The sequence below is a fragment of the Bradyrhizobium manausense genome, from assembly GCF_001440035.1.
Taxonomy (GTDB): domain Bacteria; phylum Pseudomonadota; class Alphaproteobacteria; order Rhizobiales; family Xanthobacteraceae; genus Bradyrhizobium; species Bradyrhizobium manausense.
The window spans coordinates 270129-285280 of record NZ_LJYG01000026.1 but is presented as its reverse complement, the minus strand read 5'-3'; the positions used below and the strand labels follow the sequence as shown (position 1 = coordinate 285280).

Annotated in this window: 12 protein-coding genes and 1 pseudogene; 5 read left to right on the top strand and 8 right to left on the bottom strand. The window is 64.0% G+C overall.

The window, feature by feature from the left end:
- Positions 1 to 322: 322 nt before the first annotated feature.
- The gene (locus tag AOQ71_RS06220; RefSeq protein WP_057743140.1) at positions 323 to 979 is read right to left on the bottom strand and encodes a glutathione S-transferase family protein; all 657 of its coding nucleotides are present in this window, start codon (positions 977 to 979) and stop codon (positions 323 to 325) included.
- Between the two features lie 123 nt (positions 980 to 1102).
- Here AOQ71_RS06220 and AOQ71_RS06215 point away from each other — a divergent pair, with 123 nt between their 5' ends.
- Positions 1103 to 2326, top strand: coding sequence for a polyhydroxyalkanoate depolymerase (locus tag AOQ71_RS06215; RefSeq protein WP_083513980.1), 1224 nt, complete (start codon positions 1103 to 1105; stop codon positions 2324 to 2326).
- A gap of 29 nt (positions 2327 to 2355) precedes the next feature.
- On the opposite strand, the gene AOQ71_RS06210 is transcribed toward AOQ71_RS06215, so the two are convergent.
- The 3 genes from AOQ71_RS06210 to AOQ71_RS06200 all read right to left on the bottom strand — a co-directional run bounded on the left by AOQ71_RS06210 (position 2356) and on the right by AOQ71_RS06200 (position 7692).
- Positions 2356 to 4260 carry a diguanylate cyclase domain-containing protein gene (locus AOQ71_RS06210; protein WP_057743138.1) on the bottom strand — a complete coding sequence of 635 codons (1905 nt, stop codon included), beginning with the start codon at positions 4258 to 4260 and terminating at the stop codon, positions 2356 to 2358.
- 171 nt (positions 4261 to 4431) lie between these two features.
- Positions 4432 to 6624: a glycosyltransferase gene (locus tag AOQ71_RS06205; protein WP_057743136.1), complete on the bottom strand. Its 2193-nt coding sequence runs from the start codon at positions 6622 to 6624 to the stop codon at positions 4432 to 4434.
- A 12-nt stretch (positions 6625 to 6636) separates the two neighbouring features.
- Complete coding sequence (locus AOQ71_RS06200; RefSeq protein WP_245316740.1) at positions 6637 to 7692, bottom strand: HlyD family secretion protein; 1056 nt, start codon at positions 7690 to 7692, stop codon at positions 6637 to 6639.
- 481 nt (positions 7693 to 8173) lie between these two features.
- Between AOQ71_RS06200 and AOQ71_RS44845 the strand changes: the two genes are divergently transcribed.
- The gene (locus AOQ71_RS44845; RefSeq protein WP_157083395.1) at positions 8174 to 8329 is read left to right on the top strand and encodes a hypothetical protein; all 156 of its coding nucleotides are present in this window, start codon (positions 8174 to 8176) and stop codon (positions 8327 to 8329) included.
- Positions 8330 to 8385: 56 nt separating this feature from the next.
- On the opposite strand, the gene AOQ71_RS06195 is transcribed toward AOQ71_RS44845, so the two are convergent.
- The 3 genes and pseudogenes from AOQ71_RS06195 to AOQ71_RS47275 all read right to left on the bottom strand — a co-directional run.
- A complete protein-coding gene (locus tag AOQ71_RS06195; RefSeq protein WP_057743131.1) occupies positions 8386 to 9312 on the bottom strand; it encodes a 2-hydroxyacid dehydrogenase in 927 nt (308 codons plus the stop codon).
- A gap of 9 nt (positions 9313 to 9321) precedes the next feature.
- Positions 9322 to 10463 (bottom strand): annotated as a pseudogene (locus tag AOQ71_RS06190) (NAD(P)/FAD-dependent oxidoreductase); the annotation flags it as partial.
- Position 10464: 1 nt separating this feature from the next.
- On the bottom strand, positions 10465 to 10652 hold a 188-nt coding region (locus AOQ71_RS47275), incomplete at its 3' end, for an FAD-dependent oxidoreductase (RefSeq protein WP_245316739.1).
- A gap of 240 nt (positions 10653 to 10892) precedes the next feature.
- Here AOQ71_RS47275 and AOQ71_RS06185 point away from each other — a divergent pair.
- Positions 10893 to 12740 (top strand): ATP-binding protein, encoded by a 1848-nt coding sequence (locus AOQ71_RS06185; RefSeq protein ID WP_057743129.1) that lies wholly within the window; start codon positions 10893 to 10895, stop codon positions 12738 to 12740.
- A gap of 6 nt (positions 12741 to 12746) precedes the next feature.
- On the opposite strand, the gene AOQ71_RS06180 is transcribed toward AOQ71_RS06185, so the two are convergent.
- Positions 12747 to 13772, bottom strand: coding sequence for an AraC family transcriptional regulator (locus tag AOQ71_RS06180; RefSeq protein ID WP_057743127.1), 1026 nt, complete (start codon positions 13770 to 13772; stop codon positions 12747 to 12749).
- Positions 13773 to 13959: 187 nt separating this feature from the next.
- On the opposite strand from AOQ71_RS06180, the gene AOQ71_RS06175 reads away from it, so the two are divergent.
- Together AOQ71_RS06175 and AOQ71_RS47270 are read left to right on the top strand one after the other, a co-directional pair.
- A complete protein-coding gene (locus tag AOQ71_RS06175; protein ID WP_057743125.1) occupies positions 13960 to 14409 on the top strand; it encodes a cupin domain-containing protein in 450 nt (149 codons plus the stop codon).
- A 106-nt stretch (positions 14410 to 14515) separates the two neighbouring features.
- A partial coding sequence (locus AOQ71_RS47270; protein WP_245316738.1) for a flavin-containing monooxygenase occupies positions 14516 to 15152 on the top strand: 637 nt, incomplete at its 3' end.

The window sequence follows — 15152 nt, the reverse complement described above, 5'->3', positions numbered from 1 at the left end:
CGGCTGGCGCGTGCCGCGCGTGAAGCATTCCGGCGCGGCTTGACGGCGCGTCTGTCTCAAAATGCAACGGGGCCGCGCTCCACCTTAACGAACGGAACGCGGCCCGAACGAATCACGTCCGAATCAGTCTGATGGCTCCGTACGCGGCTGTTCACGGCTAGATGTCGACAAAGTACGGCCGGCACGCACAATATCTGCCCAGCGCGCGAGCTGGCCGCCGCCGCTGACCGTCCGCAAAAGTTAATCATCGCAAGGCCATAGAGGCAGGCGCGGGCGCTGGCCGCGTCCGCTCCGGAAACAGGCAAGGCGCTGCGCGGCCTGCCTAATATTCGACCTCGAGTTCCTCGATCTCGGCCGGCTCGTCCTTGGCCGCCGCGATCCACTCCCTCATCTCGGGCATGCCCATGATGGTGTCGGCATAGGTCTTCAGAAGCGGCTCGAGCTTGACGTCATAGGTGACGAAGCGCGTCACCACGGGCGCGTACATCGCATCCGCCATGGTGCGCTTCTCGCCGAACAGGAACGGGCCGCCTGATTTCGCCAGGCAGTCGCGCCAGATGAACCAGACGCGGTCGATGTCGGCCTGCGCGCGCGACCAGATCTTGAAGCCGGGGAAGTGCCCCTTCAGGTTCACCGGCAGCGAGGCGCGCAGCGTGGTGAAACCGGAATGGATTTCGCCGCAGATGGAGCGGCAATGCGCACGCTGAACGCGATCATCAGGCAGCAGCCCGGCTGACGGCATCACCTCGTTGAGATATTCGGCGATCGCGAGCGTATCCCAGACCGTCGCGCCCTCGTGCCGCAGGCAGGGCACCAGGATCGAGGACGACAGCAACAGGATTTCAGCACGCGCCGATGCGTCATCAGGCGCGGTGATGATCTCCTCGAAATCGAGCCCGGAAAATTTCGTCAGCAGCCAGCCACGCAGCGACCAGGATGAATAGTTCTTGCTGCTGATGGTCAGTGTCGCCTTCACCATAGGGCCCTTCCCTCACGTTTCCGACCCAACGCGCAGCAAGCGACGTGCCAATTCCAGGAGGGCGGCGACGTCTCGTCTGGCTTCGATATTGCATGGAAGCGGCGGATAAGTGGGCGCTTCAGTATGATGTCGATGTATTATCAGGCTTTTCAGAACCAGATGGATTTGACGGCACCGTTGCGGGCGGGAGCCTCCTCGGCGCTGAAATTCCTCAATCTGGTACCGCAGGGGATGTCGGACCAGGCCGTCGGCCGGCTCTCGGCGGCGCTGGAGCTGATCTCGCGCTCCACCCTCACCTATGACCGTCCGGCCTACGGCATCGACAGCGTGACGGTCGGCAATCGCGAGGTCGGCGTGACCGAGGAGATCGCTTACGCCACGCCATTCGGCTCGCTGCTGCATTTCAAAAAAGACGGCGCGAGCGAGCAGCCGCGTATGCTGCTGGTGGCGCCGATGTCCGGCCATTTCGCCACGCTGCTGCGCGGCACCGTGAAGACGCTGCTGCAGGACCACGATGTCTACATCACCGACTGGCACAATCCGCGCGACATTCCGCGCAGCGAGGGCCGCTTCGGGCTCGACGATTACACCGAGCACCTGATCGACTTCCTGGGACAGCTCGGCCCGCGCCCACATATGGTGGCGATCTGCCAGCCGTCAGTCTCGGCGCTCGCGGCCGCCGCCATCATGTGCGAGGGCAACCATCCCTCGCGCCCCGCAACGCTGACGCTGATGGCGGGCCCGATCGACACGCGGATCCAGCCGACCAAGGTCAACGAGTTCGCCAAGAGCAAGCCGATCGAATGGTTCGAGCGCAACCTGATCAACTTCGTGCCGGTGCAATGCCGCGGCGCATTCCGGAAAGTCTATCCGGGCTTCGTGCAGCTCACCGCCTTCGTGTCGATGAATCTCGAGCGGCACATCAAGCAGCACATGGATCTCGCCAACCACATCGCCAAGGGCGAGAAGGAGAAGGCGGCGACCATCAAGACCTTCTACGACGAATATTTCGCGGTGATGGATCTGCCGGCCGAGTTCTACATCGAGACCGTGCGCGACGTGTTTCAGGAACATCTCTTGCCGCTGGGCAAGCTGATGCATCGTGGCCGCCCCGTCGACACCAGGGCCGTCAGCCGCATGGGGCTGATGACGGTGGAAGGCGAGAAGGACGACATCTGCTCGATCGGCCAGACGCTCGCCGCCCAGGACCTCTGCACCGGCGTGCGCGCCTATCGCCGCGTCCACCACATGCAGGCCGGCGTCGGCCATTACGGCGTGTTCTCCGGCAAGCGCTGGAACAACGAGATCTATCCGCTGCTGCGGGACTTCGTGCACGTGAATTCGTGAGGCGCGCGGCGGCGCACTACAGTTGCTCTTCAAGCCCGTATCGAGCCGGGCCAAGCGATGACTTGTCCTGACATCACAAGGCGGTTGCGTCCGCTCTCTTTGGCGGCGTAGAGCGCCTTATCCGCAGCCGCTATCAACGACGTGCAATCCGCCTTGTCGTCGAACGACATATGTGTGGCGCCACCAATACTGAGGGTGACCTGCTTGGATGGCGCGTTGAGCGCGTGCAGGATGCCGAGGTCCTGAATCGCCTGCCGGATTCGCTCGCCGACCTGCTCGCACCCTCCCATGTCGGTATTTGGTAGCAGCAAGGCGAATTCCTCACCACCATACCGAGCGGCCAAGTCTGCCGGCCGCCTGGCCAGCTCCGCCAGGACCCCGGCGATCGAGCGAAGACATGCATCGCCCGCCTGATGCCCATACAGATCATTGAAACTCTTGAAATGATCGGCGTCGATCAGCAACAGTGACAGAGGCCTTCCTTCGCGCCTGGCCCGGTCCCATTCCGACTCTAGCCGCTCGTCGAAGTGTCTGCGGTTTGCCAAGGCCGTCAGGCCATCCGAGCTGGCGAGAGCCGCCAGCCTATCTTCCAGGTCTTTACGTTCGGTCATGTCGCGCGAGATCGCCACCACGCCGTTAATGTCCCCGCTCTGCGCATCCCTGGCGATGCGCAGCGCGGTTTCGATCCAGACCTCGCCTTTCTCGCGATGCCGAGTGCGATAAGTGATTCTAGCCTCCTCGGCTTCGCCGTTCATCAACGCGGAGATCGTCTCCCCAACCCGCGCCAGATCCGCCGGATTTATGCCGGCGAGGGCCGACGTATCCACCAATTCGTTCGGAGCCCAGCCGAGAACTCGCGCGCTGGACGGCGATGCGTAGAGGATCCGTCCATCAACCGCTATGCGCATGACCATGTCTCCCGACTGCTCCGCGAGCAGACGAAAATCCGCCTCCTTGGCGATCAGAGCAGCGGCCATCTTCTGCCGCAGGTGCAACTGGCGCACCAGCAAAAGGCCCGCAACAGCGAGCCCTCCTGTCAGTCCCAGCACCGCAGCCATGCGCGTCAGCGCCGCTCTGCGCCAGGGGGCCAAGACGTCGTCTTCCGATTCCGTCGCAACCACGAGAACAGGGTAGCGACTGCTGAGTTGATAAAAGCTTAGACGCCGAACGCCGTCGAGAGGCGATGTGAAGTAGTAGACGTCCGCAGCCGGCCGCTCGTGGATAATCTTGAGGAGCGGAGCACTCGACAGATCGCGGCCCGTATATCCGTTGTCCGGGCTACGCGCGAGGATAATGCCGTTTGCGGTCGCCAGTGCAATTGAACCGTTCTGGCCAACGTCGAATCCGCGATAGAATTGTAGGAAATAGTCGACATCGATCGTGGTCAGAGACACTCCGGCGAAACTGCCGTCAGGATGATTGAAGCGCCTTGACGCTGTGATGATCCATTGCCCGCCCGACCTGTTCCTCACCGGAGGCCCAATGAAGGTTCCCCGCTCAGCCACGGCGCGATGATGCTGGAAATACTCGCGGTCGCTGTCGTTGAGTCCGGCGAGATCCACGGGCTCGCTGGTTGCGAGCCTGCGCCCGGCCTCGTCATAGATGAACACAGCGCGGATCCGGTTCGCGGCTTTGCGCCGGGAAAGAAAAGTCTGAATCCTGGCGATCGCCGCCGGGCTGGTTCCCTCGAGTTCGAGTTGGCCGACCAACACATTGAGAACGGTGTCCGCAAGTTCGAACGTATCGTCCGCGTGTTGCGTCACCGACCGGGCAAGATTGGCCATGTCTGTTTCGGAGGCCTTCAGCAGCGTCTGTCGCGAGGACCACTCGCGCCAGCCGCTGAGCGCGACAATCGCCAGGCAAGCGGCCGCCACGAATGCGGAGGCCCAGAGCGTCGGACGCCCTTTACGAAGATCGCCGCGGTGATCGATCAAGAGAGGCTCCCTGCACCCTCAACCCCGTAAACGCCTTGGGCCAAGGGATGGTTGCTCGTTCCGGTTGAGATTTTTGGCAGAGCACCGGAAGGAGACTGACGCCATCGACGGGCGGCTTGACGGTCGATCGATGGCCCGTGGACTGGTCCGACAAGAAGGACAACACAGCAATCAGCTCGGCGCGACGGCCTCGATCACTGTGCCGGCCACTCGGCCAAAGCCAGGCTCGGTGAAACTCGTCGGGTGCAGGCTTCGAACTCCGGCAAGATGTGCAAAATCGTCTGTCCGCGGTTGAGGCCGAATGACCATACTCTCTGCCGGCAGACGCTCGGTCAGCGAGAGCGGCGCGGGCTTCGCGCCGCCTGCAACAATATGGGGCAACGGCGCGGCCATTGACCAGATGTTCTTGAGCATCGCCCTGTTCACCGAGCACGCGACGACATCGTTCCGCTTCAGACGCGCGACGGTAAAGAGCTTGCGGATCAGCAGGTCTCGTTCAAGCGACTGCGGCAGTTTGAACCGCACCCCGATGAGCCGGCTTCTTTGTTGCGCAATCACCGCATCGACCCAACCCACTTGCATGATGTGCACGCGCAGCGGTTCTCCGGCGCGAGGACAGTCGATGCCGGAGCCGAGCGTAACGCCGGCGCCGGAGAGGGAGATGTTGCTCACGCGCCCGGAGAGCTGCTCGCCGGTCCCGGTCTGGATCAGGACCGTTTCGTCGACGTCGAAACGCTCCTCGGTACGTCCCATCCGCGCCTGCAGCGAGGTCATGCAGACGAAGAAAAGCACGATGACGTTCACGACCGACCAGAAGGCGACCATCGGCAGAGCCGCCGGATGATCGATCACCCGCCATTCCGGGATCGTGTTCAGAACCACACCGACAACCGTCAACGCCATCAGGATCGCCGACGGCCAGAATATCTCCGCAGCATAACTTGCGCGCCGCGCCGCAGCGCCCTTGGGCGTCACCCTGAACGCATGTCCCGTCGGCTTGACGAGAGTCCCCAGCACCGTCGGCAGGAGCTTGAAGCTCTGGATCGTCGCCGACACCTGAGCGGCGAGCGGAAAATGCACGTGCGGCGCAAACCAGGAGATGCCGCCGTTGAGCGCCAGGATCGCGGGAAACAAGTAGTAGAACACCGATTCGGGGGTGACGTCGACGACAGGCGCCAGGCCGGTCCACATGAACACGATCGGAACCACCACAACCATGAGCGCCCGCAAGCCCAATGAGAGCCAATGCGTCGGAAAGAAGAGAAGCCGATGCATCAAGCCCAGTCCGGGGCCGAGCGGGCCGGCGGCGAGGTACAGCGTCTGGATCGCGCCACGCGCCCAGCGTTGCCGCTGCACGAAAAAGGCATCAAGGCTTTCCGGCGCCAGTCCAATCGCCAGCGGTTCGCAGAGATAGCGGGTGACGTATCCCTTGCGCAGCAGGACGAGCGTCAACAGGATGTCTTCCGTAATGGACTGTGTCGGCAAGGCATCGCCCACCGCGCGGAGTGCTGCGCGACGGGTGACGGAGTTGGAACCGCAACAGAAGGCACCATCCCAGCCGTCGCGCGCGGGCATGATGGAATCGAAGAAGAACCGTTGTTCGTCCGGCAGTCCCCTGTGCAGGCCGAGATTCGCCTGCATCGGGTCCTCATTGTAGAAGGCGTGCGGGATCTGAACGATTCCGACCTTTGAATCAGCGAAGAAGCCCATCGTGCGCATCAGGAAATTGCGCTGCGGCACGAAGTCCGCATCAAAGATCGCGAAGAACTCGCCGCTCGTCTTGGTCAGCGCATGATTGATATTGCCGGCCTTGGCATTCAAGTTGTCGGCGCGCGTGAGATAGCCGGCGCCCTTTTGCGTGCAGAGTGCCCTGAGCCAAGGCCTGCGACCATCATCCAAGACCCAGATCTGGATGTTTGGATAGTCCAGACACAGCGCGCCGGTGATCGTCTTTTCCAGCACCTCGAATGGCTCGTCATAGGTCGGAATAAAGACGTCCACCGAGGGCAGCGCGTCGTCCGGCAGGCTGCGAAGCCGACGCTCGTGCTGATCTGCTTCGCTTCGACGATCGGTCCTGCGAAGGAACGTCAGATAGAGAATGAACTGATCTGTGAAGGTCAGAAGCTCGACGAACAGGCAGAACCAGATCCAGCCGACCTGATACCAGGTCCCGCCTGCCGGCAGCACGGTGGTGAAAATACGCCACTCGAGATAGCGGGCGACCACAAGCCAAACCACGACGAAGACCGCGACACGCGCCCAAGGGCGCGCGACCGGGAAGGTCGGCGCCAACAGGTACATCACAGCAAAGATGGCCAGCATCGGCGCGAACAGCTGGGAGAAAGGCAGAGTGATGGCCTGCATGAAACAGCTCGCTCACAGGGACGATTGGTCGAGTTCCAGGCGAGCGGTCAGCCATTTCAACTTCGAGCTGACCAATCGTAGCAGGCCGTCGGCTCTGCGCTCGAAGCGCACCTCAGCCAGCCGTCCGATATCGCAGGAGCCGTTGCGGTCGGCCGACGTCCCATTGGGCGGAAGCGATATCTCAATGGTAATGTTGCCGGGATCAGGCCGCGGCACCCGAGCCGCAAGCAGCCGATCATCGCCGTACGCCGCCGATCCGCGGACCTGCCGGATCTGGCCGGCCTTCCATTCGCGGCTCCCAATCAGGCGGACGGTAGCCGCATCTCCGGCCTTGATCTTTTCGAAATCGCGCTCGGGTAGTTCAACAACGATAAACCGCCGTTCGCAATCTGCGAAGTCGAAGACCGACTGTCCTTCCGTGACCATCGAGCCCGGGCTGGCCGCGACCGACCAGACCACATGGGCCGCGGGCAAGGACAGATCGTAGTGATCGAGACGATCAAGTCGAGCGCGTTCCTCTGCGATTTCCGCGGCCAGCTGCGCGGCACGTGAGCTGTTCTGCAACAGGTCCGTCTCGAGCTCCTGTCGGCGGAGGACAAGCCGCTCGCGCTGCTGCTGAGAATAGGGCACGTCATTGGCATCGCCACGAAGATAAATGCCCTTCTCGGCCGCCCCCAGTTCCGTCCTGAGGCGCTGCAGGCGTTGATCGGCCATCTGGCACCGCGTTGCAGTTGCCTCCTGCGAGGCCTGGGCCTCACCGGAGCGGATCTGCGAACTGATGCCGAGCTTCACGAGCCTCTCCATCCGGCCCGCGACATCGTTCCGCTGCCGCGCCTCAGCGAGACAGCCGCCTTTTTCAACTTCCGTTTCACCGATCTCGTGGCTCAGGCGCGCCACCATCCCCGAACGATAGTCGTCGCTGCGTTCGCGGAGCTTGCGATCGAGCTCGGCGATTTCCTCGAGTTGCCGACGTGCGAGCTCGGCGCGTTTGGTGGACACGGCAAGCTGCTGGTCAAGGTCCATGAAGTGCCGGCGATCCGGCGAACGCGCCTCGACCAGCGGCACCATCCGGGTGTGCTCGAAATATTCACCCTTGCGTGGAAGATCTGACGAGAGCTGACCCGCCATCGGCGCAGTCACCCGCATGAGCTCGGCATTGACATAGGCGGAGGGAGCGATTCGGTAGGTCACATACGGCAACAGGGCCCATCCGCTGAGAGCGATAATCCCAAGCGCCAGGGATCGGCGAACGATTCGGCTGCGAATGAAACGTTCGATATGCAAGCGAACCACGACTGGATCTCCAATGAGCTTTGGTCGCTCCGACTGCCGCTGCGAAGGCGACAATCGCTGCATGGCCTGGGCGTTGGCATGAAGCCGGCGCCTTGAGGCAAGGAGCAATCCGACAACATTTGCCGCTGGCCGAAATCAGAATTCGCCGAAGCAGCAGACTCGCCCTCGCAACCACGAGAAGCATATCTAGGTTTCACCACAATAGGTTAATACGTGTCAAAACCGGAGAACTACGGCACCCGAAGCGAAGAACAAGATGCCGACCTATTCCGGCTTGAAGTCGGCGCGGCGCTTGTACCGACCGAATGGCGGCGGTGCGAGGGCGATCATCCCTCGCGCCCGGCGACGCACGACCACGGTCAACGACTTCGCCAAGAGCAAGCCGATCGAATGGTTCGAGCGTGCCGCTTGATATGGCACTCGAGATTCATCGAGATCCGCGCCGATGTTCGCATCACCACCGCACCCTCAGTAACCGCGACGACGATCGACCAAGCCCGGCAGGGCTTCGCCGCGACGGTGACGGGCGATGGTGTCGAGCACGTAGTCGACGGCCGTTTCCGGCTTCGTCGTGCTGGCGATGTGCGGCGTCAGCAGAATGCGCGGATGGCTCCAGAAGGGATGGCCCGCAGGCAGCGGCTCCGGCTCTGCGACATCGAGCACGGCGGCCGACAACGCCCCGCTGTCGAGCGCCGCGATGAGATCGGCCTCGACCAGATGGCCGCCCCGGCCGACATTGAGCAGGCGTGCACCACGCGGCAGACGCGCAAACAGATTTGCGTCGAGGATGCCGCGCGTCTCCGATGTCAGCGGCAGCAGGCAGACCAGAATGTCGGTCTGCCCGACGAAATCCGCCAAGGCGTCCGCGCCCGCATAACAGGTGACGCCGTCGATGCTGCGCGGTGAACGGTTCCAGCCGGCGAGCGGGAAGCCGAACGATTTGAGCCGGTCGAGCACGGCCTGACCAAGCAGACCGAGCCCCATCACACCGACACGCCGCTCGCTCGCGTAGATCGCGGGGAGCTCACGCCAGACCTGCTCGCGCTGCTGGCCGATAAACTGCACGAGGTCCCGGTGCAACGCGAGCACCGACATGCAGGCATATTCGACCATGCGGTCGGTGATGCCCGGCTCCATCATGCGAACCAGCGGCACATGCGGCGGCAGTTTTGTGAAGTCGAACTGGTCGACGCCGGCGCCAACCGAGAACACCAGCTCGAGATTCGGAAAGCTCCGTGCGATATCGTCCGGCGGCACCCAGGCCACGAGATAGCGCACATCGGCCGGATCGCCGATGTCGGGCCAGAGCCGGAACGGCACGTCGGGCGCGCGCTGCGCGAACAAGCGCGCCCACTCCGCGCCGCGCACCAGATTAGCCTTGTAGAGAACCGTCATGCCGCGCCTTTAGAACGGGCTGACCGGCGCGAGCCGCCGGCCGTCGATCATGCGCTTGTGGCTATAGGCGGCGGGATCGACCAGCGGCGTCGCACCTGTGACGAGGTCGGCGGCGAGCTTGCCGGCGGCGGGGCCGATGCCGAAGCCGTGGCCGGAGAAGCCGGTGGCGAGGAAGAAGCCCGGCAGCGCATCAACCGGCGAGATCACCGGGATCGTATCCGGCGTGCAGTCGATGGTGCCACCCCAGGCCTCCGCGATCTCGATGTCTTTCAGCTCGGGGTTCGCCTTGATCAGCGAGGCCAATGCCGCGCTAACCAGCGACATGTCAGGCGCGGGATCGCGCACGCGCTCGGTCTCGAACGGCGACGGCTTGTCAAACCTCCAGCTGGTGCCGCGCATGATCTGGTCGAAGAACGACTTGCCGAATGACAGCTTCAGTCCGCCCTTGCGATGCTGATAGGTCGGCCAGAAAGTGCGCGCGTAGCGGAATAAATCGGGCGACAGCTCGACCGTGCCGCGGTTGCGCAGCGCCAGCGTGAAGCCGCCGTCGAGGCGGCGGCGGATGCAGTAAAGATCGGTGCCGAGCGCGCCCGAGGTGATCTCCGGCGCCGGCGTGGTCCGGCACGCCGTGGCATTGACGAGACCGATCGGAAGCTTGATGCCATGGCGGCGGCAGAACAGCGACGACCATGCGCCGCCCGACAGCAGCGCGGCCTGGGTGCGAATGGTGCCCTTCTCGGTGACGACGGCGCTGACGCGCCCGCCTGTCGTCTCCAGCCCGCGCGCGGCACAGCCTTGATGGATGGTGACGCCGTGCTTGCGCGCAGCCGTCGCAAGCGCCGGCACCGCCATCGATGGCTCGGCGCGTCCGTCGCTCGGCGTGTGCAGGCCGCCGACCCATGTGTCGGTATTTCCCGGCATGCGCTCGGCAACCTCGGCCGGCGTCAGCACGGTCGAGTGCACCTGCATCTCGCGCGCGACGGCGGCCCAGCGCTCCCAGCCGGCGAGCTCGTCCTTGTTCTTGGTCAGGAACAGCACGCCGGTGCGGCGGAAGCCGGCATCGACGCCGGCATCGTTCTGCATGTCTTCCCACAGCCGCAAAGCTTCGCGCGCGAGCGGAATCTCCTCGCGCGCACGGCCCTGCTGACGGCNCACCAGCCCCAATTGCGGCTCGATTGCTCGCCGCCGACATGGCCCTTCTCGACGAGGGCAACGGAGAGCCCCTTCTTCGCCAGATGATAGGCCGCAGAGACGCCGATGACGCCGCCGCCGATGACGACGACGTCAGCCTGCGCCGGCAGACGCTCGTCGCTGTTTATTCGGTTGAGCGGGGGGGACATGATGCACTCCTGGAAGTCAGTTCGAACGATCACACCTCAATACAGCTGTCAATCGCATTGCTTGTATGCACGCCCTTCGCGCCGGAGCCATTCGCCCCGGGGGGTTGAACCCAAAGGAAAGGCAGGAGGACGACACTACCTCAAATTGCCCCTCGACGCCGCCGCGCGGAGTCTGTAGCTCACATCAGGCGACAGCCGGGACCGGGTGGCCAGTGCGGTTGTCGTCTTTGGTGTGGGAGCATGAAACTCAGGCGGCTTCTGACATTTGCGATGGCCGCGCAGTCCGTCGTGACCGCCGCGGCTCTCTTTGTCTCCTATGCCGTGGCCGGCAACGGTTTCGGCGCTGCCCAGGTCGTTGCCCTGCTCGCAAGCGGCGCAGTTGCGGTGCTGCTCGCCCGCATTTGCGCACGCAGCATTGCGACGTCACCGGACAAGGGCCTCGCCGCTCGACTGGCTGAGCAGGCGCGCACGGACAGCGCGCAGATGACGCAAGCGATCATCAGGACCGCGCTCGACGCCTTCATTCAGACCGACGACACCGGCATTGTCCTGGAGTGGAGCCTGCAGGCCGAGGCCCTGACCGGCTGGTCGCGGCTTGAAGCTCTGGGTGCCGACGTCGTCGACTTGCTCGTCGCCGAGCCGCTGCGCCCAGGTTTCAGGCAGCGCATGATGCGCATCCTGCCGGAACTCCGCGATACGCCGATCGGCATCCGCTTCGAGGCAAACATCCTGCACCGAACCGGCGACGACATCCTGATCGAGGCGTCGAGCACCGCGCTCCGCATCGGTGACCGCTCCGTCATCAACGTCTTCGTCAAGGACGTGACGCAAAAGCGCGCGGCGGAGGAGCAGCTGATCCAGTCCCAGAAGATGGAGGCGGTCGGCCAGCTCACCGGCGGCATCGCGCACGAGTTCAACAACATGCTCACGGTCATCACGGGCACGATCGAGATCCTGGCCGAGGCCGTGAAGGACAATCCGCCGCTCGCCTCCATCACCAAGCTGATCAGCGAGGCTGCCGACCGCGGCGCCGCGCTGACCTCGAGCCTGCTGTCGTTTGCGCGCAAGCAGGCGCTGCAGCCGGCCGAGATCGACGTCAACGATTTGCTCGAGGAGCTTTCAAAGCTGCTGCTGGCAACGTTCGACAAGAAGATCGAGATCGTGCGCAAGCTCGACGGCAATGTCTGGCTCGCCTACGCCGACCGCGGGCAGCTCAGCGCGGCGCTGCTCAATCTCGCCATCAACGCCCGGGACGCGATGCCGGAGGGCGGCCGCCTGACGCTGACGACGCGCAATGTGGTGTTCGGCGTGCGCGAGGCCGTTGCAGTCGGCGCCGGCTACGCCGGCGATTATGTCGAGATCGAGATCATCGATACCGGCACGGGCATTCCGCAAGCGCACGTCGAACGGATCTTCGATCCGTTCTTCTCGACCAAGGAGGTCGGCAAAGGCACCGGCCTCGGGCTCAGCATGGTGTTCGGCTTCGTCAAGCAGTCCGGCGGCGGCATCAAGGTCAAATCCGAAGAAGGCCGCGGCACGACCTTCACGGTCTATCTGCCAAAGGCAGCGACCAGCGCGTTGCGCCCCGCAAGCTATGATGCGCGCAAGATCGTGGGCGGCACCGAGACCATCCTCTGCGTCGAGGACGACCGCGACGTCCGCCGATACGTCACGGTCCAGCTCGAGAGCCTCGGCTACAAGGTCGTCCCCGCCGCCAACGCGACCGAAGCGCTTGCGATTGCGGCCAGCGGCACGCCGTTCGACCTGCTGTTCACCGACATCGTGATGGCCGGCGGCATCAATGGCCGCGAGCTTGCGGACCGGATGGTGGCCGCGCGTCCGTCGCTGCGGGTGCTGTTCACCTCGGGCTACGCTCACGATTCCCAGCACGCGCCGGGAAGCGCGACCACGGGCGCGCCGCTGCTGGCAAAACCCTACCGGAAGGCCGAACTCGCACGCATGCTGCGCCGCTCACTCGATACCGCCGTCGATGCCGCGGGCGATCCGATCCCGACGCCTTATTCGGTGCAGGCGGATGTCGAGGGGTTCTTACGCAAACAAGCGCGCGAGGATCGCGAGACGAGGTGATCGGCTTCAGCTCATGCGCCGTCGCAGCGTTGCCGACGGTGTCTCGCCGAATTTTTCGCGATAGGCTCCGGCCATGCGGCCGAGATGCGTGAAGCCGAGATCGAATGCGATGTCGGTGATCGAGACGTCGAGTGACGCCTTCGCGAGCCGGGCGTGGAGACTGGCAAGCCTGATATCGAGCAGCATCTCGGAGATCGACATCCCAAAGTGACGTCGGAAGCCGAGCTGAAGCGCACGGATGCCGATGCCGGACGCGCAGGCGAGCTGCGCGAGATCGAGCGGCTCATCGGCATTGTCAGCAAGATAGTCCCGCGCAGCGCGGAGCGCGCGCGGCAGGCGCTCGGCTTGACCCGAGAACGTCATGATCGCATCCGACAGGCCGTGCCGCTGGCCATTGAGCAGACGATCGAGCAGCACCTCGCGCCATCCGGCCATCGCCGTCGGTGAAAACCTGCCGCACGGTCCCAGCCGTTCGGCAAGCGTCATCAGCTCGGCAAGGCTGGCTTGCAGATGCCGGCTCGACGGCGCGCTCAGGTCGATCACGGGATCGAATTCGACCGCGCCCGCCGCCCTGCCCGACAGCGCCGCGGCACGCTGCTCCACCATGCAGCGATCGAGCAGCAAGATCGCTTGCGCACAGTCACGCCAAATCATCTGCGTTGCGATCGTCGGCGACAACAGCGAAGCAATTTTGCCAGGCGCGACGTCGAATCCGCTGGCACCTGCGTGAATATGGGCACTGCCTGTGAGCGGGACCTGGACCAGAAAGAAGCGTTCGAGGCAGCCCGGATCGATGCTGACGGTCCCGCCATAGCCGACATAGTTGATGGAAAAGCCGTCGAAGGCTGCGCAATTGTGCCGGGCCGAAAATCCGGACGCACGGGCCTGCGCCGGCTTGAGATCGTGCGGACAGAAAATATGACCGATCTGTTCGGCCGCTTCGTCGACATCATCGGTGGTGACACGAGCGAACGCCGCAAGCCGTTCGGCTGCGGGCGCCCTTGCGCTCATTTCCTGCACGGCTGCGGACATGATCGACCACGCTTCGCGTCGCGGAATTGCTTTAAGCCTATAATAGTTCCGGGGACGCGAAAAGGGCCGTGTCGCAAATTCGTCGTGCTGCAGGGCAATAGCTACGGCCGGATTCGTTTAGCGGATAGACAGCCGCTCGCATGTGGCTGAAGCTCCATCCTCGCCGGTATCCAACAGGAGGCGAGCCATGACTGCACTCGAAAAGGGCATTACTGCAAACGGCACGGGCTACGGCGGCAAGAGCTGGAACATCCTGGGGCAGGTCTACTTCCCCAAGGCCGTCACCGACTCCACCTTCGCGTTCGAGACCAACAGCGATCCCGGCCAGTTCGTGCCGGTGCATATCCATCCGACTCAGGACGAATTCATCCTGGTGCAGGAAGGCACGCTCGACCTCAAGCTCGACGGCGTCTGGGTCAAGGCCCATGCCGGCGACCTCGTGCGCATGCCCCGCGGCATTCCGCACGGCTATTTCAACAAGTCAGACAAGCCGTGCCGCGCGCTGTTCTGGGTCTCGCCGATGCAGAAGCTGGAAGCGCTCTTCAACCAGCTGCACAATCTGACCGACCCGGCCGAGGTCGTGCGCATCTCGGCGCTGCACGAGGTCGACTTTCTGCCGCCCGAGGCCAACGACTAGGCGCCCGCCTCCTCGTTCACATTCACCTGCCTGCAGCCCCGCCGGCCGCACCTTGCGGCCGAACGTGGCCGCTCGCGCGCAAAACACAACGATTGCGAGCCATCCCATGGTCAGCCCCAAGCATGTCTGCGTGATCGGCGCCGGCGTCTCCGGCCTCGCCACAGCGAAAGCCTTCTCCGCCCGCGGCCACCACGTCACCATCGTCGAACGCAGCGCCGATCTCGGCGGCGTCTGGGAGCCGGCGCGCTCCTACCCGGAGGTGCAGACCCAAAGCCCCAAGGATCTCTACCGCTACACCGATCGCGCCATGCCCGAGACCTATCCGGAATGGCCGACCGGGCCGCAGGTCCATGCTTATCTTGCCGACTACGCCAAAAGCTTCGGTCTCGACCGCAGGCTGCGCCTCAATACGACGGTTTCGGGCATGGCGCGGCGCACCGACGGCAGACCGGGCTGGACGCTCGCCCTGTCGGGCAAGGATGGCGCGACCAGCAACGAGGATTTCGATTTCGTCGCTGTTTGCACCGGGCAGTTCAACGAGCCGCGGGAGCTGCATTGCCCGGGCGAGGACGGCTTTCTGGCAGAGGGCGGCCAGATCCTGCATTCGTCGAAATACGGCGATGCCACGCTTGCGAAAGGCCGCCGCGTCGTCGTGCTCGGCGGATCGAAATCGGCGACCGACATTGCCGTCAACGCGGTGAAATCGGGAGCGCGCGAAGTCACCATCGTGATGCGCGAGCCGG

Excerpts from the sequence above, each read along its gene's own strand:
- AOQ71_RS06175 (WP_057743125.1), top strand. The coding sequence starts at position 13,960 with ATGACTGCACTCGAAAAGGGCATTACTGCAAACGGCACGGGCTACGGC.
- AOQ71_RS06195 (WP_057743131.1), bottom strand. The coding sequence starts at position 9,312 with ATGACGGTTCTCTACAAGGCTAATCTGGTGCGCGGCGCGGAGTGGGCG.
- AOQ71_RS44845 (WP_157083395.1), top strand. The coding sequence starts at position 8,174 with ATGCCGACCTATTCCGGCTTGAAGTCGGCGCGGCGCTTGTACCGACCG.
- AOQ71_RS06205 (WP_057743136.1), bottom strand. The coding sequence starts at position 6,624 with ATGCAGGCCATCACTCTGCCTTTCTCCCAGCTGTTCGCGCCGATGCTG.
- AOQ71_RS06220 (WP_057743140.1), bottom strand. The coding sequence starts at position 979 with ATGGTGAAGGCGACACTGACCATCAGCAGCAAGAACTATTCATCCTGG.
- AOQ71_RS06200 (WP_245316740.1), bottom strand. The coding sequence starts at position 7,692 with ATGGTGCCGCTGGTCGAGGCGCGTTCGCCGGATCGCCGGCACTTCATG.
- AOQ71_RS06185 (WP_057743129.1), top strand. The coding sequence starts at position 10,893 with ATGAAACTCAGGCGGCTTCTGACATTTGCGATGGCCGCGCAGTCCGTC.
- AOQ71_RS06215 (WP_083513980.1), top strand. The coding sequence starts at position 1,103 with ATGATGTCGATGTATTATCAGGCTTTTCAGAACCAGATGGATTTGACG.
- AOQ71_RS06180 (WP_057743127.1), bottom strand. The coding sequence starts at position 13,772 with ATGTCCGCAGCCGTGCAGGAAATGAGCGCAAGGGCGCCCGCAGCCGAA.